Origin of the sequence: Runella zeae DSM 19591, assembly GCF_000423565.1 — a bacterium.
Taxonomy (GTDB): domain Bacteria; phylum Bacteroidota; class Bacteroidia; order Cytophagales; family Spirosomataceae; genus Runella; species Runella zeae.
The window spans coordinates 15,886-38,613 of sequence record NZ_AUIF01000032.1 but is presented as its reverse complement, the minus strand read 5'-3'; the positions used below and the strand labels follow the sequence as shown (position 1 = coordinate 38,613).

Genomic DNA, 22,728 nt, shown 5'->3' with positions numbered 1-22,728 from the left:
TTATGGTATAGAGTAGCAGCATTCAAACCCCCGATTTTGTGTACCTTTGCGCTGCTATGTTACAGAAAACAGCCACTCTTTATCGAAACGCCTACGGAGGTATCTCTCGCGAAATTTGGCTTCTTGCCTTTGTGATGTTTATCAATCGGTCGGGGACGATGGTTATTCCCTTCATGAGCGTATACCTCACCCAAGCCCTTCATTTTAGCTTGGCCCAAGCGGGCCTTGTGGTGAGTTGCGCCGGTGCAGGTGGGATATTGGGGGTATATCTGGGTGGAAAACTGACCGACAAACTGGGGCATTATTACGTACAAATGGCAAGTTTGGCGTTGGGTGGAAGTATGTTTTTTGTATTGATGAACATGCGCACCATGCCTACTTTATGCCTCACTACCTTCGCTTTAAGCTTAGTAGGAGAAGCGTTTCGTCCGGCCAATTCTACCTCAATTGCTTACTATAGTACGCCCGAAAATCGCACTCGCGCCTATGCTATCAATCGCCTAGCTATCAATATCGGTTGGGCAATTGGCCCCGCTTTGGGTGGCTTTTTTGCGACTATTGGCTATCAATATTTGTTTATTGCCGACGGCATTACCAATATATCGGCGGCTTTGGTATTGTTGTTATTGGTCAAAAATCGTACCCAAGATAGCTCTTCCCAAAACCATAAAGCTACCCAAAACCCAACGCCTCAATCGGCGTTTCGGGATGTGGTTTATATGCGGTTTGTGCTCTTTACGACCTTGTTTGCCGTTGGTTTTATGCAATTTTTTAGCATGGTACCTGTTTTCTGGAAAACCCAACTGCACGTTAGCGAATTTTACATCGGATTGCTCCTCGGAACCAACGGCCTCCTCGTGGCAGCTTTTGAAATGATACTAATTTATCACATTGAGCCGCTGCGTCATAAGCTTGTTTTTATCAGTTGGGGCGTGCTTTTTTGTGGGTTGAGTTATTCGCTATTTGTCGTTTTTCAAGGAGTGGTATGGATATTGCCCTTAGCGGTAGTTACTATTACTTTAAGCGAAATGCTTGCAATGCCTTTCATGACCTCTTTCTCGATTGAGCGTTCGACGCCCCAAACACGCGGTCAGTATTCGGCTTTGTACTCGATGTGTTATTCGATTGCGCAAGTTGCCGCTCCTACTTTAGGAGGGCAAATTGCTACTCACTTCGGCTATTATGTGCTTTGGAGCGTGATTGTGGGTTTGATGATTGTGGCAGCGATAGGTTTCCGGTGGGTCAAAAATTTGTTAGAAAAAGAAACGTTTTTAGCCTCCCCTTCTTCTTTATCATAAAAATCCTAAGCCTCCTAAAATCCAATCGCGACCCTCAAGCCGGGTTGGATGTTTTTGAAGAGACCATTCCAATAAATCTCTGGCATGACCGTGATACGCTTATAAGTGGTAAAAGCCGACGAAAAACGCCACGTATGGGGTTGGAAATGCCCGTCTTCTTTGCCTCGATTATAGCCCAGTTGGAGCGAACCCACGCGCAAGTGTTTGGAAGTTGTTCCCCAAAGCCGCTGTTCGATTTTTTTGCCACGGTCATAAAAATTAATCCCCACGGTATAGAAGGTGCTTCGTTGGGCGGTGAAATTGTCGGTTTGGGTTTTGTTGAAAGACACCGCCATTTCTACGCCTAAGTTTAATCCTAAAATACTGTTTTTATAAAGGTACGTAAAGTCACCGCCAATCGTGGTATAAGGGCGCCCGGCATAGAAGCCTAAGCTAGTTTGTGCCCAAATAAGACTCATACTTGCTTTCCACGATTTAGCTACTTCTGCCTTAACATTGAAGCGTTCGGGGCCAAATACCCGAAACGTCATCTCGCCTGCGTTGTGGCGGTCATAAGTTTTGGTCTTTTTCAATTGCTCCAATGTACTGGCCAAACGCTCGTTCAATTGTGTTATTTGCATTATTTCATCAGCACTGTTGAGCAGAAAATAAATCCCAAACCAATGTCCATAGCGATTGTAGCGGTATTCGTTGTGGAGTTCGCCATGGAGGGCTTGGATTTGGTCGGGAGCCATTTGGTCGAGGGGAGGGATATTGTCAGGGTGCGGAATCCACTTTTCAATCACAATGGTATCTTGTTTTTCTTTGACCAACATTGGCTCCGAAAAATTTTGAAAGATAAAATTATTTTGAGTTTGTGGATACGCTTGGATGCGCAGTTGCCGACCTTTTGAAGTGAGGGTATATTGGAGTTTGTACGAGGTGGTGGGATTGGAAATACTATCTTTTACTTTTTGATAATCTTCCACAAAAAGCCGCACCAACGAATCAAGGTTTTTAAATTTTTCAAAATCGTCCCACCTATTGCCTGCTATCACTACCCGATTGGAGGTAGAAAGTGGAATCGTGATTTGGTACTGTTCTGTTTGGGCAAAAAGAGGGCTTAAGGTGCTGCTTATCAGCACCCAAAAAAGCATGAGATGTTTCATGGTGTTATTTTATTTTGATGGTAAACAAATGGGTTTGCTGGGCGTATTCGGAAGGCGAATGACGTTTTTTTGTACTGATTTGTTCGTGAATCCGTTCCATAGGGTCGGTTTGGAGTTCATTGGCATGGACAACTTTCCACCTTTGTTTTGCAGGATTCGTACTTGATACTTTGGTAGACGGAGGGTTTTCTACCGTGGCGGCTACTCTATTTGAATCGCTAGCAGGGATAGGTGCTTTTTCAGGCTCTACAATCGGGCTGGTAGCAGCAAGTGGCGTAGCGCTTAGATTTATATCTTCTTGTACTTTGGCTACTGCATTTTTTTGAGGCTTGGTAGGTAGGTTTTTCTTTTTTGAATTTTCTAAACGGACTATGTGAGGTGCGGGGGCACTCGTCTTGAGTTTTGTTGGAGTGGTAGAAGATTTGGTAGGTGTCGGAATAGCGGCTAGCTGCGGTGTGGCAGGTTGTTTTTGATTTACCCAAATTCCTGCCGAAATCAACATCAATAGGAGAGAGGCCGCTATGCCATAGCGCCAATAAGGACGTTGTTTTTTGGGGACAATTTGAGGCTGTAGTTGTTGCCAAAAAGCTTCAGTATCAAAATTTACTTGTGGGGGCAGCGACTCATCTAATGTATCAAGAAGCTGCTTTATGTTTTTATCATTCATTTGTGCCATAGCGATAACCTTGTTTTTGAAGCCACAACCGCAGCAGCGCTTTGGCTTTGTGAAGTTGGCTTTTGGATGTACTTTCAGTAATGTTGAGTTGGTGCGCAATTTCGGCGTGCAAATACCCCTCTACTACGTACATATTGAATACTGTTCGGTAGCCGTCGGGTAGCTGAGTAATAGCGGCATAGAGGATTTCGGCATCTATCTCAGGGGAATTGTCGGTTTCGGTTTCATATTCTATAGATTCGTCCAATGTCAACCACGAAATGCGTTGTTTTCGGAGGTGCATGAGGCATTCGTTGACCATAATCTTGTGCAAATAAGGGGCAATAGGATGCGTATCGTCGAGTTGATGAATGTTGTTGAAAAATTTCAAAAAACCGTTCATCAATACTTCTTGGGCATCTTGCGTATCACGCACATAGCGCACACACACCCTCATCAGGCGGTTGACGTAGGTATCGTACACCCTACGTTGGGCAAAAGGGCTACCTTTTTTGAGTTCTTTGATGAGGGTTTGTTCCATCTTCAATGTGCTTTCAAGGGTTATTATGCAGATGGAACGCCGAGGGTTGCCTAGGGGGAGGTAATAATTTTTCCTATGATGATAAATTATGTTTTAGTGATACCTAATGCCTCATAGACTTCATCAATGTCCTCAAAAACAATATCAGGGTCATGTTGAAGCAAACCTTGGTGAATGTATGAACTGTCGGTACTTACTTCAAAACCATACATTTTGGCTAACTTGACCATTGCAGTAGCTTCTAAACAAAATGCCTTGAAAATTCCCGTTTCGCAGCGATGATGGTATTTGAGGTTTTTTTCGATACCCTGAGAAATTAATTCAGGGTTGCTATCCAATATACCTTCTACTACATCTGAATAACCCGTTTCGGTTTTGGCTTTTTTACGGTCAGCGGCTTTTTGTGCTAATTCAAGATAATGACGCGATTTGTCGCGATTGCCCAACACGAGGTATTTAATAGCATAGGCCGTGTTGTAATGGTAGCCCTTGCGTACTTCATCGCCTCCTACATCATCGATGACCTCAAAAAAGGAATATAACAAGGGTACGCTATCGCTTAGGAGAACTACCCCGATGGTTTTATAAAGTGTTCCCCAGATAGTTGGTTTGTCGATTTCAATTTTTGGTAATAAGCCTTTAGCTACTTTAAATTGCAACTCTTCCACCTTCGCCGATTTGTAGAGATATTTTTTTGCATTGAACCTATTATCCTCATTCATTAATTCTATCAATCCTATCATCTGATAGTTACCTATAAGCAAGGAAATGATACCATTCACATTACTCCCTTTTTGCACTAGATAATATAGAGACCTTTTGATATTATTCAACTCTGTTTCAATTGTTAAAAAGTCGTTCATATTTTTACATTTTTTAATTAAGTTTCAAGATATAAGCTGTAATTGTTTTATCAACTCCAGACAAATAATTGTGTAAAATACCTCTTGAAATTGCTTCTTCAATTAAGCCAGCCTCCGCAGTTAAGCTATTTCTTTTCATCTATGCTATTATTCCCTGAAACCAAACTCTATCCATTTGCTTTCCATCATACCCTGTCCCCAAAGTTATTCTCTTTGTTTGAGTTTCAAAAAAGCCTGTGGTAATGTCATTGGGGTCTCCAATTCTTTTGGATTTAACTTCTACGGCAATCATTTCTTCGAGTGTGCGTACGCCGTTGTTTGCCCTAAACTTTTGCCAGCAAAACATCAATTCCATTAAGGAACCCATAAAAAAATGCCGATTCTTGGGGGAATCGGCACTGTTGAGCAAACACTAAAATAGAGATGGATAAGACTAAAGCCTGATGACGTTTGTATCGGTCGTTTCTTTGATAGCTTTAGGCAAAAAAGCCCAAAGTAAAATATAAATAAAGCCCACAGGAATACCCGCTGAAAAGAAAAAGGCGAGTACAAACAAAATCCTCATCAAGGCGCGGTCGATACCAAAATAATGGGCGACACCTGCGGCTACTCCTCCCAAAACTGACTGATTAGTGATGCGATATAATCTGTTTGTTTCCATGGCTATTAATATGTTTTAGTTTTATGAGAAAAAATCCTTACAAAAGGACAATTGGTTTATGGCTGTTTTGAAATGATGCTGTAAAGGTACTAGGCAATACACACTACATCCAATCGATTCTAAGCTAATGGATGTAAGACAGGATGAAGGGATGGTTTTGGGGATGATATTTGTATTAAATAGGTATTGTTTCTCACAAACACAACAAATTATGCGTCACCCAACTATATTTGCAGCCAAACAAAACAAAGCATAGCGCCATGACTTTGAAATCTCCAAGGATAGAGACTCATGAGTGGGCGCTTTCGAGGCATTATAAACGATTGATTGTCAATGAAAGTTCTTAAGTTTGGCGGTACTTCATGTGGTACTGTAGATAGTATAAAGCAGCTTATTAAGATTCTTGAAACCAACATTGCCCAAGGCGAAAAAATAGCAGTTGTATATTCGGCTATGGGGGGCGTCACCAATCAGCTGATTGAAATCGGAAAAATGGCGGCCCAAGGCAATCCTGAGTATTTGGAGATGTGCAGGACATTGGAAGAGCGTCATTTTGGGGCAGTGAGAGGATTGATTGACATCAAAAATCAATCAAGTGCCATCGCCAAAGTACGCGGATTGGTCAACGAACTAGAGGATTTGCTACGCGGTATTTCGCTCATTCGGGAGCTTTCGGCGCGTACCCTCGACTTGCTAATGTCGTTTGGAGAGCGACTTTCTACCACCGTAATCACCGAAGCACTCAAAGCAAGAAGTTTGAAGGCAGAGTTTTGTGATGCCCGTAAGCTTATTCGTACCAACGACCACTTTGGCTATGCGGAGGTTGATTTTGAAATTACTAATGCCCAAATAAAAGCTCATTTTGAAGAAAAAGAAGCTCTTCAGTGCATTACGGGGTTTATTGGGTCTACCGCCGAGGGCATCACTACGACCCTTGGTCGCGGAGGTTCTGATTATACAGGGTCGATTTTTGGGGCGGCCTTGGACGCTGAGGTGATTGAAATCTGGACTGATGTAGACGGTATGATGACCGCCGACCCGCGCAAAGTATCTACGGCTTTTACGATTCCGACTATCACCTATGCCGAAGCAATGGAATTGAGTCACTTTGGTGCCAAGGTGATTTATCCACCAAGTTTGCAGCCCGCTTTTGTCAAAAATATACCCATTAAAGTACTCAATACCTTCAATGTATCCTCTGAAGGTACTACCGTGCATACTATCCCGTATGATTCGCCTTATGCGATTACGGGCATTAGCTCCATTGACGACATTGCTTTGGTCAATGTCCAAGGAAGTGGTTTGATTGGAGTGGCGGGGGTATCGGCTAGGTTGTTCACGGCTTTGTCGAGACACCGAATCAGCGTTATTTTGATTTCACAGGCATCGTCAGAGCATTCGATTTGCTTTGCCATCGACCCCAGAAATTCGGATAGAGCCAAAGAAGTATTGGAGCAAACATTCGCCCCCGAAATCAGTGCTGGTGACATCGACCGCGATGGCATTCAGATTCAGAAAAATGTATCAATCATTGCCATCGTAGGAGAGGGGATGCGCCGAAATACGGGTATTTCGGGTAAATTGTTTACGGCTTTGGGCAAAAACGGTATCAATGTTGTAGCTACTGCGCAAGGCTCTTCGGAATTGAATATTTCGGTGGTGATTCAGAAAAACGACCTTTCCAAAGCACTCAATGCGATTCATGGCGTGTTTTTTCAGTCAGAAGTCAGAAACCTCAATTTGTTTATTGTAGGTACGGGTTTGATTGGAAGCACGTTTATGAAGCAGTTGGCGGCGCAGTCAGATTATTTGGCTAAAGAAAAGTTGCTGAAAATCAACGTGGTAGGACTGGCACGTAGCAAAAAAATGTGGCTCAATCCCGAAGGGATTAGCCTTAACAACTGGAAAGAAGAACTAGACGAAAATGGCAAAATGACGAGTTTGCCCGCATTTGTGCAGCGCATTCGTGAATTCAACTTGCCCAATAGCGTCTTTATCGATTGTACATCCGACAAAGACATTATCCAATATTATCATCCTTTGCTTGACGCAAGTGTGTCGGTAGTGACGCCCAACAAAGTAGCAAACTCAAGCGCTTATTCGGAGTATTTACGTTTACAACAAACGGCGGTTCGGAAAGGAGTGAAGTTTTTGTACGAGACCAACGTGGGTGCGGGTTTACCAATCATCAATACCATTCAGGGCTTGATGGCGAGTGGTGATAAATTCGTGAAAATAGAAGCGATTTTATCAGGGACTTTGTCGTTTATCTTCAATAGCTTTGTACCCGGAACTCGCTTTGTGGATATTGTGCGCGAAGCTAAAGCCAAAGGCTATACCGAACCCGATCCTCGCGATGATTTGAGTGGTCTTGATGTAGCTCGTAAAATTTTGATTTTGGCCCGTGAAACGGGCGTAGGCCTGGAAATGAGCGATATCCAAATTGCCCCTATTTTACCTGACAATTGCCTTCAAGCGCCTACTGTTGATGACTTCTTTATAGAATTAGAAAACTCGGATGCCTACTTTGCAGAATTGCTACAAGCGGCTACCAAAAAAGGAGAGAAGTTGCGCTATATCGCCACGCTCGAAAATGGCCGCGCTATGCTAGAGCTTAAAACCGTAGATGGCGAGCATCCTTTTTATTCGCTATCGGGCGCTGACAATATCGTTTCGTTTACTACTGAGCGTTACAATACTCGTCCCCTTGTCGTCAAAGGTCCTGGCGCAGGAGCCGAAGTGACTGCCTCAGGGGTATTTGCGGATGTGATGAGTATCAGTAGTTATTTGGCGTAGTTTTTTGTGAAATTTCAAAAGAGAGGCTGTCTTTGTAGGGCAGCCTCCTTTGTTTAGAAGATAGACGCAATCGTTTCTTCAGAATAGCCTCCACTTGAGGTCATGCCTTTGCCCCCAATCCCGGTGATGATTCGGATGCGGTCATCTATTTGACGTTCGTATATTTCGTCGGTAGTTTGACTATAAAAACCTGCCCAACTTGTCTGGATTTTTTCTACTGGAAAACTCACGATTCGCTTGGCTTCGTCAATCATCAATTGATTGATATAATCGCTCAGATGATAGCCCAAATCATCGACGTTTTGGGCACCCGCATATTCGTGCGAATCTCCCACCACAATCGAGCCATCCAAAGCTTGCTTAAACAAGATGTGAATGCCCCATTTTTTGAGTTCTTCCAAATGCGGTGGCGTCGTAAGACTCGCATAAGAGGGACACTGCTGAAAAGACTCGTAGCGTCTGATAGTAAGTCCCGTAAGAATATTGCCCTTCATTGCTATTGCTGGAAAAGGGATGGTTTGGAGCATTTGGAGTTTGCTTACCACCAATCCACTTTGCGCGAATAAATCAGGGTACAACATCCGAAATTCGTGACCATTGCAAATCAACACATGTTCGGCTTCAAATTGTTGACGATTTGTCAAAGTTACCTGTGCTTTTCCATTGGTGCTTTCACAATTGATAACGGTAGCGTTGTTAAGATAAGTTACCCCCGTTTGTGTAGCACAATACGCCAAAAATCGCTGCATTAGAAGAGGCGAATCGACGGTTACTTCCTCAGGAAAAAAAATCGCCCCTACGGGATATTCATTTCTCAAATAAGGGTATTTGGCAAGGCAAGTTTCTCGACTCAATAGCTCACACGGATAACCTATTCTTACATAGTGATCATACAGTTCGTTGGCTACTTGCCATTCGTCAGCATCAGAGGCGATATAAACGGAGCCATTTTTACGAATCGTCAAATCGGTTTTTGACTGTAAATCATGATACAGTTCCAAGCTTCGTTTGCCATACGTAAACCATCTTCCGGCTAAGCCCGAAGGCACCACTTGCCCAAAATTACGGACTGTGGCTCCTACAGGGAAGTTGTCTTTTTCGAGAAGCAATACTGATTTGTTGCGTTTGGCAGCATGGTAGGCGTGAAAAGTCCCCATAATACCCCCTCCTACAACAATCAAGTCAAAATGTGTTTTCATGTATATAAATACTAAATCTGAATGCCTATTTTTGTAAATAAAATCTAGGTTAAATTTTTACTTTGGCATCTTCTAAGATATTGATAATCTCATCAACCGACCCTAGCAAAGCATCGTGAGGATGAGGCATAAGCTGCTCCATGGTATGAGTGCCATTGATGACCCCTAAATTTAGGTATACCCCTGCGGCAGCCCCAGATTGCAAATCAGAAGGGGTATCTCCAATATTGATAACCCGCTTGGCGTCTGTAACACCTAGCAGACGCATCGCTTTTTGGATCATGAGGGGAGCAGGGCGGCCTTTTTCTACTTCATCGCTAGCAATAGAAGCTTGAATGATAGTAGCGTTGTTGCCTACACGATTTTCGTCTAGCCCTTCGAGCCAGCCTAGCTTTTCCAAAATAATATCCGTTACAACCCTGTAAAACCCGGTTGTTAAAGCGATTTTGATGCCTTGACTCTTAAGATAATCAAATAGTTCTAAACATCCTTGGGTTGGAAAAACGGGTTGTGTCCGATAATGCTCCTCCAACACCTCCTTGAAAATAGCGTACGATTCATCGACTTTGGTCTGAATATCTGGATGACCTTCGCCGAGATTTTGGGTCCAAAACATTTCAAAAACAAATCTTTTAGCCAGCCCTTGAGCGGCCAAGATTTCTTCATCAGAGGCTTTTAGTCCCGACATCTTTGCGGCTTTGGCAAAACAAGCCTCTACCTCGTGTTGGTCGGTGACGGTAGTACCAGCCATGTCAAAGATTACTAATTCAATTGGTTGTTGCTCCATAATAGGTTATAACGACTTTAGATGATACAAAGGTAAGATTTACGTGAGCAAAGTTAACAAACTTCAAATTAAAGTTTAGCTAAAATATACTTTTTGTGAGAAATTTATAAACCTAAAAGTGCTTTTAGTTGATTTTGAAGGTGTTAATGCAGGTTTAGTAATATTAAAAAAAAATTTAATAATTACTTTACTATTAGTTAACTATTTATTAATTTCACTAAACTTAATTTGTACTCAGTTTAGTATCTCTATGTTCTTCATTTTCCACGTAAACCAATCACAGTTATGCATGCTTTTTTACCTCAAAAACATTGGAGGAATTCTTGGGTGTCAGTATTTTTATTGGCATTTTTATTGAGCACTACTGTACTTGCACAAGAAGTAACGCTGCAAGGGATAATTACAGATGCCGACAACAATACCCCGCTACCAGGAGTAAGTATCGTGGTGAAGGGTACTAACCAAGGCACCAACACCGATGCCAACGGCAAATATCGCATTAGTACTTCTCCTTCTGCTATTTTGGTTTTTTCGTTTGTTGGGTATAGTGCCCAAGAAGTGACTGTTGGCAACCGCACCACTATTGATTTGAAAATGAGCCAAGACCTCAAACAGCTCCAAGAAGTAGTAGTAACGGCCCTTGGGATTCAGAAAGAAAAGAAAACATTGGCTTTTGCTACTCAAAGTGTCAAGGGGTCTGACCTTATCAAAGCCCGCGAACCTAACCCCATCAACTCTCTGGTAGGTAAAGTAGCAGGCTTAAACGTAGGGGCAAGTGCGGAGCTTCTGCGCGCTCCGCAGGTATCGCTCCGTGGAGGCGCACCTTTGTACGTGGTAGATGGGATTCCTATCAACTCCGATACTTGGAATATCAGCCCTGACGATATCGAATCAATGGATGTTTTGAAAGGCCCTTCTGGAACAGCTTTGTATGGCTTCCGTGCCCAAAACGGGGTCATCATGATTACGACCAAAAAAGGCTCCAAAGACAAAAGAGGCTTCTCGGTAGATGTCAATTCATCTACGATGTTTGACAAAGGATTTATTGCTATTCCTAAAGTACAAGACCAATACGGCCCCGGCGACCACGGCAAGTATGCGTTTGTGGATGGTCGTGGTGGTGGAGTAAACGACGGAGATTACGACATCTGGGGGCCTCCATTGGATGGTCGTCTTTTGCCTCAGTATGACAGCCCTATCGACCCGGCCACTGGCAAGAGAATCCCTACTCCTTGGCTACCAAGAGGTAAAGACAATTTAACCAGATTTATCCAAACAGGGATATTGTCAAACAACAATGTATCGGTGGCGGCAAGCAACGACAAAGCGGATATTCGGGTGTCGCTTTCGCATCAATATCAACGTGGCGTAATTCCTAATACACAGCTCAATATCACCAACCTCAACACTTCTTTGGGCTATAATTTTTCCAATAAATTGCGTTTTGAGAGTACGGTCAACTATAGCCGTCAATATACACCCAATATCCCTGACGTAGATTATGGTCCCAACTCCCTTATCTACAACTCTATCATCTGGGGTGGTGCCGACTGGAATGTAGATGATATGAAGCAACTATGGCAGCCCGGAAAGGAAGGAATCCAACAGATCTATGCCGAATATCAACGCTACAACAACCCTTGGTTTGTGGTAAAAGAGTGGTTGCGTGGACATTACAAAAACGATATTTATGCGTATGCTTTGGGTAAATACAAAATCAACGATTTTTTGAATGCTCAGTTGCGTACTCAAGTCACTACTTACGACATCCTCCGCACCGAAAAATTGCCTTATTCGGCTACTTCTTACGGGCGAGAAGAAGCGCGTGGCGATTACCGCGAAGACCGTCGTAATTTGTGGGAAAACAATACCGACCTTTTGATAAATTTCGATAAAGAAATCGTTAAAAATATTACGTTGAAAGCTTCAGTAGGAGGAAGTATGCGCCTTTTTAGATATACCTCCAACTTCGCCTCTACCGATTATCTCAACGTACCGGGCGTGTATAGTTTCTCCAACTCTCGCAACCCTGTTCAGGCTTACAATTTCCAATCTTACATGCGCGTAATGAGCGGCTACTATGCTGCCGACTTGTCTCTTAGTAAATATGCCAATATTTCACTGACAGGTCGTTGGGACAAAACTTCTACGCTTCCTGCTGGTCGTAACGTCGGATTTTATCCATCAGTAGGGGTGACTAGCGTTATATCAGATTATGTAAAACTACCAGATGCGATTACGTTTTTGAAAGTGCGGGCGTCGTTTGCGCGGGTAAAAGAGGCGTTTACCCAAGCTAATATCGGGGTTCCGCCGGGTGCTCCTGTGTACTATGGCGCCAATTACAACTCTTCGTATGACGGCCCAAGCTACGGAACTACAGTGGCTTACAATATTTCGCGTCCTTACAACAACGAAGCCGCCGCTTACTATTCGAGCAGCTTGATTGATCCAAACATTCAACCTTCGAGCCGTACCAACTACGAGGGAGGAATTGAAATGAAGTTTTTGAACAATCGCCTCGGACTAGACGTCACGTATTTTAGCTACTTAGACGGTCCTCGTATTTTTGGTTTGACGTTACCCGAATCAACCGGTTATGGAAGTTTGACCACCAACGGTATCAAGTCTCAACGCAAAGGATTGGAGATAGCCGTTAGTGGCAATGTCATCAAAAATATCAACGGATTTAACTGGGATGTGCTGGCCAACTGGTCTACTTGGCAAGAAACGCTACGGGAGATTTATGGCAACCAAACCCGTTTGAACCAATTCTACAAAATCGGTGACCGCCTAGATGCTTATTATGGAACGGCTTTTGTGCGTACGCAAGATGGACAGATTGTAAACGATGCGAGTGGGCGTCCTATCTACAATCCTGTGGCGCAGTTTTTAGGTTATACCAATCCTGATTGGACGTTTGGCTTCCAAAACAAATTCAGCTACAAAAACTTCAATTTTAGCTTCCAGTTTGACGGACGTATCGGGGGAGTCATCGAAAACTACATCCAAAAACAAACCTTCCGTGGTGGTCGTCATATTGCTACTGTTCAAGGCGATATGGGTATGGCTCGTTTGGCCGACACCGAGGGGCGTAAGACTTGGGTAGGTCCAGGGGTGGTATTGACAGGCGGTACGATTAGCTACGACCCAGATGGCAAAATCTTGAACTATGGCGAATTGAAATTTACGCCTATGTCGACTACCTATGCCACATATCTCCAAGACTGGATTAGCCGCTATTACAACTCTACCGAAGGAAATATCATGAACCGTACCTTTGTGAAGCTCAGAGAAGTGCAGGTGGGATACTCGCTACCAGCAGGGCTTTTGGGTAAAAACATCCGTCAAGCCACTATTTCTTTGGTAGGTCGTAATTTGCTGTACTTTGCTCATTCAAAAGACCTTGATGTGGAGCAATTTGTCAACTACAGCAACCGCTCTTCGTCACTACAAACACCTACGTTGCGTCGTTATGGTATCAATATCAACTTCACCTTCTAAGCGTCGCTTCTTGTGAATGTTTTTTTTCAAAATGACAAAACACTTTAAGACAATGAAAAATAAAAACATATATACCATTTTTGGCTTTGCGCTAGTACTGCTATTGAGTAGTTGCCAAAGTTTCAAAGAACTCGAAGTAAACCCCAACGTACCCGTAAGCTCCCCGCCCAACTTGGTACTGAATGCCGTTCAGAATAGTTTCAATGAGCGTCCTTGGGGTAAAGAAACCCGCTGGAATCAGTTTTATACCATTAATTACAACTATTACGGCAACAACGAATACGACTGGACTACCTCAGGTACTTACTTTGATGCGCTCAAAAACGTGACTAAAATGGAAGAGGAAGCCAAGAAAGTAACTGGAAAAGACCTGAATCCTTATTCGGCTTTGGGTAAATTTTTCAAGGCTTATTTCTTTGTATGGATGACCCAACGCCTCGGCGACCTTCCCATGAACGATGCCCTCAAAGGCACCGAAAACATGACTCCCAAATACAATTCGCAGAAAGAGGTATATCTTCAATCGCTCAAATGGCTCGACGAAGCCAACGACGACATGAGTAAGTTGATTGCCTCTGGAGATGTGTTTTTTCAGGGAGATATTTACCTCAGCAATAACCTACGTCAATGGCAAAAAGTCGTGAATACGTTTAAACTTCGGGTATTGGTGTCGTTAAGTAAAAAAGAAAGCGATGCGGATCTTAATATCAAGGCGCGTTTTGCGGAAGTACTCAACAACCCCACCAAGTTTCCAATCATGACAAGTATGAGCGATAACTTGGCCTACAAGTACAACAATACTTATAACAAATATCCTCTCAATCCCGACAATTTTGGCTTTGACGCCACTCGTCAGCAGATGTCATCTACCAATATCGACATCTTGAAAAGCACCCAAGACCCTCGAATTTTTTATATAGCCGAGCCTGCCGAAGCCCAAATCAAAAAGGGACTTGCACAGACAGATTTTGCGGCTTTTGTAGGCGCTAGTCCCGCCGAAAGTTTGGACGATATGTCAACAAAGGCACTAAATGGTCAATATTCGTTTATCAACCGCAATCGTTATTATCGCAATTATACCCCCGAAAATACGATTCAAATTGGCTACATCGAAATGTGTTTCAATATCGCCGAAGCCATCAACCGTGGTTGGGCAGCTGGCACGGCCGAAGATTGGTATGTGAAAGGCATTCAGGCTTCACAGGGTTTCTTTGACATCAAAAATGGTGACAATACCGTGGTACTCGAAACTCGTAATGGAGCCAATGCCTCTTCGGCAGGCTATACGGTGAAGTTCAATTGGGCTGATTTTTATGCCCAAGCAGCTGTTAAATATGCGGGCAACAACGCCAAAGGCTTGGAACAAATCCTTACTCAAAAGTACTTGGGCTTCTTCATGAACTCTGGTATGGAAGCCTTCTATAACTGGCGTCGTACGGGCTTTCCTGCCAATTTTGCCAAAGGTGGGCCAGGTACGGGCAATTCGGGCGTTATCCCGCGCCGTTGGTTGTATCCCAACTCTGAGCGGATTTACAATGAAACCAATTACAAAGCTTCTGTCCAATCACAATTTGGCAAAGCGAGCGAATCCGTCAATGATGAACTTTGGATCTTAAAGTAGTATTTTCACATAGGTTTAAAATTGAAGATAAAAGTGGGAGCAAATTTCTCTCCCACTTTATTCTATTTTTAAAGAATGAGTGTGATATATTTTTAGTAATCACTTACGGTTAATAGGTAACGAATAACGGTGCTTTAGCACTTAATTACTTAAACTCAACTCTCTCTAAAACCCTCCTGTATGCTTATGAAAAAAGTGTTATTAAGTATTTCTTTCTTTTGGGTGCTTACTTTAACTTATGCCCAACGCCAAACCGAAAATATCATCTTAATCACCACCGACGGCTTGCGATGGCAAGAGGTGTTTGGAGGAGCTGACTCTAGTCTTTTATTTGATGCGACTTACACAAGCGATACCGCCAAACTAAAAAAACAATTTTGGGCTAATACCCCTGAAGAACGCCGTCAAAAACTGTTGCCGTTTTTTTGGGAAACAATCGCCAAACAAGGCCAACTCTACGGCAATCGCTGGAACGATAGTCGCATGAATATTTCCAATACGTACTGGTTTAGTTATCCAGGCTACAGCGAAATTTTGTGTGGCTATGTAGATGACCAAATCAATTCCAACGATAGCAAAGACAATCCCAACACGACTGTTTTGGAATTTATCAATCAACAACCCAAGTACAAAGGAAAAGTAGCCGGCTACGCCACTTGGGATGTGATTCCGCATATTGTCAACGAAAAAAGAAGCGGTATCCCCGTCAATGCAGGCCATGAAGCCGTAAGTGGTGCCAATCTCACCGACCGAGAAAAACTATTGAACGAAATCCAAGAAAAACTGCCTAGTCCTTGGGGTATGACCCGTCAAGATTTCATTACGTACTATATGGCCAAAGAATATATTCAAAAAAATAAACCCAAGGTATTTTTCTTATCTTTCGACGAAACTGACGACTATGCCCATGCCGGAAAATATGATAACTATCTCCAAACGGCTCATATGGTAGATGCTTTTATCGCAGATTTGTGGCAGTACCTCCAATCCCAACCCCAATATAAAGGCAAAACCACCATTTTGCTCACAACCGACCACGGTCGTGGACATACCCCCAAAGCACGCTGGAAAGACCATGGCACCAAGACCCCCGATTGTTTTCAGATATGGATGGGCGCAATGGGACCCGATACCCCCGCATTGGGCGAAGTAAAAACCGAAAAAGTATTGTTTCAAAATCAAATAGCCCAAACTTTGGCGCACTTTTTAGGATTAGATTTCAAATGTGAACACCCCGTAGGCGAAGCGATTCCTACGGTTTTAAAAAAGTAAATGACATGACACCTACCACCTCTCTCGACGAAATCCGCCGCTTATTTGAATCGCAAGGCGATGAGCAATACTATGGCGAAGACGTAAGCCAACTCGAACACGCTGCCCAAGGTGCAGACCTCGCCCGCAAAGCAGGCTACGACAAAGAAGTACAAGTAGCGGCGTTTTTGCACGATATTGGGCATCTTATGCCAGCCCAACAAGAAGAAGAACTCATGGCCATATACGGACGCAAAGACCACGAAGAAGTAGCCGCCGATTGGCTACGCGACCAAGGCTTCCCCGAAAAAGTATGCGTGCTCGTAGCCAACCACGTAAATGCCAAGCGGTATCTGACTTACAAAAATCCAAAATACTTTGCAGGATTGTCGGAAGCAAGCCGTAAAACTTTGGAATTTCAAGGCGGGCCAATGCAAGCAGAAGAAGCGGCGCAGTTTGAACAGAATCCTTATTTTGAGCTAATCATTCAGATGCGGCGCTGGGATGAAGCCGCTAAAGTAACAGGCCTAGCCAAGCCAGATTTAGAAAAATATCTATCGCTGTGTGAAGAGGTATTAGGCCAATCTTAGTTCTTATTTCAACTTAGTAAAATACCCAAACCCCTAATAGCTCGACCCGATTTACTATTGGGGTCGAGCTGTAAAAACACCCGAAAAAGCACAACCTTTGACGTAGGTATTGCTACCTCATTTCTTCTTTTATTCCTTAAAATATACATGGTATTGGCTCCTGAAGAAGCCTAATATTTTTTGTTAGCACCGTGCTTTAGTCCATTTGGCTTTATCGGTAAATACTCCCAAGGTCGTCGGTGTTCTTGGCTGTTTCATCGCTTTTCGGCAGATGTGGGCTAAACCTTTTGCTATTTTATTTTTCAAAGGAAAAATACCATACACCATGTATATATCGCGCATACTCTATTTATTCCTCGGTGTGATTGTAAGCACCACTTCATTATTAGCCCAAAACGTAGATGTAAAAGGCCGCGTTGTGGACGGAAGCGACCAATCCGCCCTTATTGGCGCCAATGTTTTACTTGTCAGTCGTGCCGACTCCACCGTTAGGTTCGGAACAGTCGCCGATACCGTGGGCGCATTTACTTTTAAGAATATTCCCACCGCCAGCTATCGCTTGATGATTTCGTTTATTGGTTATTCCAACCATGACCAATCCATAAACCTTCGCCGAACCAGCCCCGATTTAGGAAAAATTGAAATGAAAGCCGACGGGCAGCTTCTCAATGATGTGATTGTGAAGGGAATGGCCGAGCGAGTGGTGCAAAAAGGAGATACTACTATTTATAATGCGAGTGCTTTTAAGACCAATCGCGATGCTTCGGCGCAAGATTTGATTGAAAAAATGCCCAACATTACCATCGAGAATGGCCAAGTAAAAGCCCAAGGCGAAAATGTACAACGTGTAACGGTAGATGGACGCGAGTTTTTTGGGGATGATGCTACGTTGGCACTCAAAAATCTACCAGCCGAAGTCATCGACAAAATTCAAGTATTTGACCGCTTGAGCGATCAAGCGCAGTTTACGGGTTTTGATGATGGCCAAACCACCAAAACCATCAATATCGTTACTCGCTCTGACCGCAACAACGGGCAGTTTGGAAAACTATATGCAGGCTACGGAACCGACGGCCGCTATATGGCAGGTGGTAGTACCAACTACTTCAAGAAAGACACGCGGATTTCGCTCATCGGTATGACCAACAACATCAACCAACAAAACTTTGGTAGTGAGGATTTACTAGGGGTTTTGGGAGGCTCTAGCGGCGGTGGTGGTGGCAATCGTGGTGGCGGAGGCAATCGCGGCGGCGGTGGTGGCAACCGTGGCGGTGGCGGCGGTAATTTTGGTGGCGGAAATGCTAGCTCAAATTTCTTGTCGGGACAGCAAGGAGGTATCAACAAAACCCACGCAATAGGATTGAATTATTCGGACAATTGGGGTAAAAAATGGAAAGTAACGGGAAGTTATTTTTTCAATGATGCCAACAACAACAACGAGAGCCAATTAGCTCGTACTTTTTTCTCTACCCAAGGTACGGGACAATTGTACAACGAAGATTATTTTTCGGCTAGCAACAACACCAACCATCGTTTTAATGCCCGTTTAGAATATACTATCAATACCAAAAACTCAATCATTTTTACTCCTCGTTTGAGTTTCCAAGACAATACTTCTTACAATACGCTTTTTGGCGCTAATAGCTTGGCTGGGAGGTCTTTGAGCCAAACTCAGACTGACAATCAGGCAAATAACAAAGGTTATAATTTCAACAACAATATTTTGTGGAGACACCGTTTTGGTAAAATTGGCCGCACGCTTTCGGTGGGTCTTACTACTTCGGCCAATGACCGTAATGGAGAGTCATCTCTCGAATCAGTCAATCGCTATTTTGGACGTTTGACGTCAGATTCTTTGCAGATTACGGATCAGAAAACGGAGACTTCGGGCAGTGGCTATACGATTTCGGGTAATATCTCCTTGACCGAAAATGTGGGTCGCGGTGGACAATTGCAGTTAAATTATGTGCCTAGTTATACCAAAAACTATTCTAGCCGCAATACTTACAACTATGACCAAAGCACCAGCGAATACAGTACGCCCGATTTGAGACTTTCTAATGAATTTGACAATACTTACATCACCAATCGTATTGGAGGAAGCTATCGGATGCGCATCAAAAAAACAATGGTGACCGCCGAGTTGAATTACCAAAATGCGCAACTTAGTGGAATGCAAAACTTCCCGCAGAAGTTTGAAACAGTGCGTACTTTCAACAATATCTTACCTTCGGCGATGTTGATGTATCGCGGAACCGACGGAAAGAGCTTGCGTATTTTTTATCGTACTTCTACCAATGCACCTTCTATCAGCCAATTGCAAAACGTGGTGGATAACTCAAATCCCTTGTTTCTCAAAACAGGTAATCCTGATTTGAAACAAGAATATAACCACAATATGTCGGTTCGGTATGGTTTGACAAACGCAAAAAAAGCACAGAGTTTCTTTATCAATGTCAATGGGTCGTTTACCCAAAACAATATCAGCAATACTACCTTTATTGCCACGAAAGATACGGTAGTAGCGGGTTTTCCCCTGAAAATAGGCTCGCAATTTAGTCAACCTGTCAACGTAAACGGCAATTGGAACATTCGTTCGTTTATCACTTATGGATTACCCGTAAAATCGTTGAAAAGTAACCTAAACTTTAACCTAGGAACGGGCTATACACGCACGATTGGGTTGATTAATTACGCCCAAAATACATCTAACACGCATTCTATTACGGGAGGATTGGTGTTGAGCAGTAATATCAGCGAACAACTGGATTTTACCTTGTCGGTTAATGGAAACTACAATACCGTGACTAACACCCTGCAACCTGCTTCCAACGGAACTTATTATTACCAAAATAGTAACTTCAAACTCAATTGGCTGACCAAAGCAGGTTTCTTTGTCAATACCAACCTCAACCATACCTTTTATACAGGTTTGGGACAAGATTTCAACCTCAACTTTACGTTGTGGAATGCCGCAGTTGGTTACAAATTCTTGAAAAACCAAGCTGGGGAATTGAAACTAAGCACTTTTGATGTATTAGGTCAAAACAATAGCATCAGTCGTAGTGTCACCGAAACCTATATCGAAGACCTCAAAACTCGGGTATTGCAGCGTTATTATATGGTAACTTTCACTTACACTTTGCGTAATTTCCGGTAAGAAGGTTATCAATTAAACACTTATCTTTGTGGGTCTTTGCTAATATGACTGCCAAGTTCGGAGGAGCTTGGCAGTTTTTAATAATTCACCATGAAAAAAATTCTCATTACAGGTTCTAACGGACTTTTAGGGCAAAAGTTGGTAGAATTGCTCGTCACACAGCCCCATATTCAATGTATTGCTACGGCACGCGGTGCCAATCGCCTCCCTTTCACCGAAGGGTATGCCTATTATTCAATGGACATTACCGACCGCGAACAGGTAAATGACGTAATCGCACAGGTAAAGCCTGATGTGATTGTACACGGCGCTGCCATGACCAACGTAGACCAATGCGAGTTTGAAAAGGAAAACTGCTGGGCTCAAAATGTAAAAGCGGTAGAATACATCGTAGAAGCTTGTCAGCAACACAATATATTCCTTTGTCATGTTTCTACCGATTTTATCTTTGATGGTACATCTGGCCCTTACACCGAAGAAGGCGAGGCAAATCCACTGAGTTTTTATGGCTGGAGCAAATATGCTGCCGAAAAAGTAGTCGAACATTCCAAGCTTCGGTGGGCGATTGCACGTACGGTGCTTGTGTACGGGATTGCGTATGATATGTCTCGCTCCAACATTATTTTGTGGGTAAAAAAATCGCTTGAAGAAAAGAAAAATATCAAAGTCGTAACGGATCAGTGGCGTACACCTACTTTAGCCGAAGATTTGGCAATGGGCTGCTTCCTGATTGCAGACCAAGAAGCCGAAGGGGTTTTCAATATTTCGGGTAAAGATTTACTTACCCCTTATGAAATGGCCATCATGACGGCTGAGTATTTCGGGCTCGACAAATCACTCATTGCCCAGGCGGATTCTAGTACTTTCACCCAGCCAGCCAAGCGTCCCGCTCGCACGGGTTTTGTGTTGGATAAATCACAAACTGTGCTTGGCTATACCCCTCATAGTTTCACTGAAGGAATTGCGATTTTGGCAGGGCAATTGCAGTAACGCTTAACGCAGGCGGCCTTTAGAAGGCCGCCTGCGTTGTTTGGTGTAACCAAACGCTGGCAACGTTCTGAACGTTGCCAGCGTTATGTCAAAAAACGATGCTTGGCTATGCCCAGCTTCACTAAAGGAATGCGATTTTGGCAGGGAAAAATTGGTGGAGTAAGGCAGGCGGCCTTCTGAAGGCCGCCTGCGTTGTTTGGTCAAAACTGGAAGTAAATAAATTGGTTGGAACCAAATACCCCAAAGAAATAAGTGACAATCGTAAGACCAATGAAAAGAACCCAAAATGTAGAGTCTTTACGGGTAGGAATGTGTAATACGTAGTGTTCTTTTATTAATAAGAATAGAATCAACAACATACAAAACCACATCTCGGTGGTATTGAGCACCGATTGAAGGGTATCCGACAATGATAAGTGAGCGATTTTGTTGAGAATTAAAAAGGAACTCCTTACTTCTTCTCCTACGGTAAGGTCGGGGCGGTCGCCTACTGCAAAAAATACCCACGTAAACATGACCAGCAAAAATGTAAGAACTACTTGCAAATAACCATACCAAGTGGTTTGGGGGAGGGTGATATTCCAACGTTTGAGGAATTTATCACGAATGGCAGCTGCCACTAAGTATAAGCCGTGCAAAAATCCCCAAATAATAAAGTTCCAACTAGCACCATGCCATAGTCCACTCACCATAAAAACCGTGAATCGGTTGAAATAAGCCCTTGCTTCTGGCACCCGATTTCCGCCCATAGGGATATATAAATAATCCCTAAACCAAGAAGAAAGCGAAATATGCCAACGTCCCCAAAATTCTCCAATCGACCTCGAAAAATAAGGCGTTCGGAAGTTTTCCATCAGCTTGAAGCCCATCACTTGGGCTGAGCCTAAGGCAATATCAGAATAGCCCGAAAAATCACAATAAATCCGAAAAGTATAGAAAAAAGTAGCGACCAAGAGAGTCAGACCATTGTGATGAGTAGGGTCAAAGTAGGCAGGGTCGGCCATGAGAGCGAGGCGGTCGGCTACTACCGATTTTTTGAAAAAACCAAAAGCCATTCGCATCAAGCCCGCTTTTACGTTTTCCCAGTCATAAGGGTGGTTTTCGTGAAACTGATGTAATACATTTTGAGGACGCTCAATCGGCCCCGCCACCAACTGCGGATAAAACATCACATACAGCGCATAGATACCAAAATGCCGCTCAGGCTGCTGATTGCCGCGATATACTTCAATCGTATAGCTCATGGCCTGAAACGTGTGAAACGACAGCCCAATCGGGAAAATGAAATCGGTATAAACATGCTTCAAAATAGGTAAGCTCCAGTTGAGACCTATTTTCCAACTAATAGCGTTGAAGTTTTCGGCAAAAAAATCGAAGTATTTGAAAATCGCTAAAATTCCGACATTGGTCACAATGCTCAGTACTAATAGCAACTTTCGCCGACTTCCAGTATGATTGGCTATCCAAATTCCGGCAAAGTAATCGATAACAATCGTAAGCAGTAATATCAGAATATAAATGGGCTTGAAGACCATGTAGAAATAACAGCTCGCCATCAAAAGAAGGAGCCAGCGGCTTCGTGAGCGGAGGCTATAATAAGCGAGTGTTACAACAATAAAAAACAACAAAAACTGAACAGAAACGAATATCATATCCGATAATTCTTT

17 protein-coding genes are annotated in these 22,728 nt (G+C 43.3%); 8 read left to right on the top strand and 9 right to left on the bottom strand.

Annotated elements, in window-relative coordinates; all coding sequences use genetic code 11:
- Positions 1-56 precede the first annotated feature (56 nt).
- A complete protein-coding gene (locus G563_RS0108450; protein WP_028664947.1) occupies positions 57-1,298 on the top strand; it encodes an MFS transporter in 1,242 nt (413 codons plus the stop codon).
- Positions 1,299-1,312: 14 nt separating this feature from the next.
- On the opposite strand, the gene G563_RS0108445 is transcribed toward G563_RS0108450, so the two are convergent.
- The 6 genes from G563_RS0108445 to G563_RS0108415 all read right to left on the bottom strand — a co-directional run bounded on the left by G563_RS0108445 (position 1,313) and on the right by G563_RS0108415 (position 5,166).
- Positions 1,313-2,446 carry a hypothetical protein gene (locus G563_RS0108445; protein ID WP_028664946.1) on the bottom strand — a complete coding sequence of 378 codons (1,134 nt, stop codon included), beginning with the start codon at positions 2,444-2,446 and terminating at the stop codon, positions 1,313-1,315.
- Between the two features lie 4 nt (positions 2,447-2,450).
- Entirely contained in the window at positions 2,451-3,122 is a 672-nt protein-coding gene (locus G563_RS0108440) for a hypothetical protein (RefSeq protein ID WP_157585180.1), read from the bottom strand.
- Positions 3,106-3,642, bottom strand: a complete 537-nt coding sequence (locus G563_RS0108435) for an RNA polymerase sigma factor (RefSeq protein WP_037326212.1) — start codon at positions 3,640-3,642, stop codon at positions 3,106-3,108. The genes G563_RS0108440 and G563_RS0108435 overlap by 17 nt, the downstream gene beginning before the upstream one ends.
- Before the next feature lie 86 nt (positions 3,643-3,728).
- Entirely contained in the window at positions 3,729-4,505 is a 777-nt protein-coding gene (locus tag G563_RS0108430) for a hypothetical protein (RefSeq protein WP_028664943.1), read from the bottom strand.
- 139 nt (positions 4,506-4,644) lie between these two features.
- Complete coding sequence (locus tag G563_RS0108420) at positions 4,645-4,872, bottom strand: hypothetical protein (RefSeq protein WP_028664942.1); 228 nt, start codon at positions 4,870-4,872, stop codon at positions 4,645-4,647.
- Positions 4,873-4,938: 66 nt separating this feature from the next.
- Entirely contained in the window at positions 4,939-5,166 is a 228-nt protein-coding gene (locus G563_RS0108415) for a PspC domain-containing protein (protein WP_028664941.1), read from the bottom strand.
- Positions 5,167-5,499: 333 nt separating this feature from the next.
- Between G563_RS0108415 and thrA the strand changes: the two genes are divergently transcribed.
- Positions 5,500-7,962 carry a bifunctional aspartate kinase/homoserine dehydrogenase I gene (thrA, locus tag G563_RS0108410; protein WP_028664940.1) on the top strand — a complete coding sequence of 821 codons (2,463 nt, stop codon included), beginning with the start codon at positions 5,500-5,502 and terminating at the stop codon, positions 7,960-7,962.
- 53 nt (positions 7,963-8,015) lie between these two features.
- Here the strand turns inward: thrA and G563_RS0108405 are convergent, their stop codons facing one another.
- The gene (locus G563_RS0108405; RefSeq protein WP_028664939.1) at positions 8,016-9,161 is read right to left on the bottom strand and encodes a TIGR03364 family FAD-dependent oxidoreductase; all 1,146 of its coding nucleotides are present in this window, start codon (positions 9,159-9,161) and stop codon (positions 8,016-8,018) included.
- A 49-nt stretch (positions 9,162-9,210) separates the two neighbouring features.
- A complete protein-coding gene (locus G563_RS0108400) occupies positions 9,211-9,948 on the bottom strand; it encodes an HAD family hydrolase (RefSeq protein ID WP_028664938.1) in 738 nt (245 codons plus the stop codon).
- A 285-nt stretch (positions 9,949-10,233) separates the two neighbouring features.
- Here G563_RS0108400 and G563_RS0108395 point away from each other — a divergent pair, with 285 nt between their 5' ends.
- The 6 genes from G563_RS0108395 to G563_RS0108370 all read left to right on the top strand — a co-directional run bounded on the left by G563_RS0108395 (position 10,234) and on the right by G563_RS0108370 (position 21,061).
- On the top strand, positions 10,234-13,449 hold the full coding sequence (locus G563_RS0108395) for a SusC/RagA family TonB-linked outer membrane protein (protein WP_051210828.1): 3,216 nt from the start codon (positions 10,234-10,236) through the stop codon (positions 13,447-13,449).
- A gap of 52 nt (positions 13,450-13,501) precedes the next feature.
- Positions 13,502-15,070, top strand: a complete 1,569-nt coding sequence (locus tag G563_RS0108390) for a SusD/RagB family nutrient-binding outer membrane lipoprotein (RefSeq protein WP_028664936.1) — start codon at positions 13,502-13,504, stop codon at positions 15,068-15,070.
- Between the two features lie 186 nt (positions 15,071-15,256).
- Positions 15,257-16,342, top strand: coding sequence for an alkaline phosphatase family protein (locus G563_RS0108385; protein ID WP_028664935.1), 1,086 nt, complete (start codon positions 15,257-15,259; stop codon positions 16,340-16,342).
- 5 nt (positions 16,343-16,347) lie between these two features.
- Positions 16,348-16,911, top strand: a complete 564-nt coding sequence (locus tag G563_RS0108380; protein WP_028664934.1) for a phosphonate degradation HD-domain oxygenase — start codon at positions 16,348-16,350, stop codon at positions 16,909-16,911.
- Positions 16,912-17,236: 325 nt separating this feature from the next.
- Positions 17,237-20,071, top strand: coding sequence for a TonB-dependent receptor domain-containing protein (locus G563_RS0108375; RefSeq protein ID WP_028664933.1), 2,835 nt, complete (start codon positions 17,237-17,239; stop codon positions 20,069-20,071).
- Between the two features lie 90 nt (positions 20,072-20,161).
- A complete protein-coding gene (locus tag G563_RS0108370; protein ID WP_028664932.1) occupies positions 20,162-21,061 on the top strand; it encodes an SDR family oxidoreductase in 900 nt (299 codons plus the stop codon).
- A gap of 200 nt (positions 21,062-21,261) precedes the next feature.
- On the opposite strand, the gene G563_RS0108365 is transcribed toward G563_RS0108370, so the two are convergent.
- Positions 21,262-22,713, bottom strand: coding sequence for an MBOAT family O-acyltransferase (locus G563_RS0108365; protein WP_028664931.1), 1,452 nt, complete (start codon positions 22,711-22,713; stop codon positions 21,262-21,264).
- Positions 22,714-22,728: the final 15 nt, after the last annotated feature.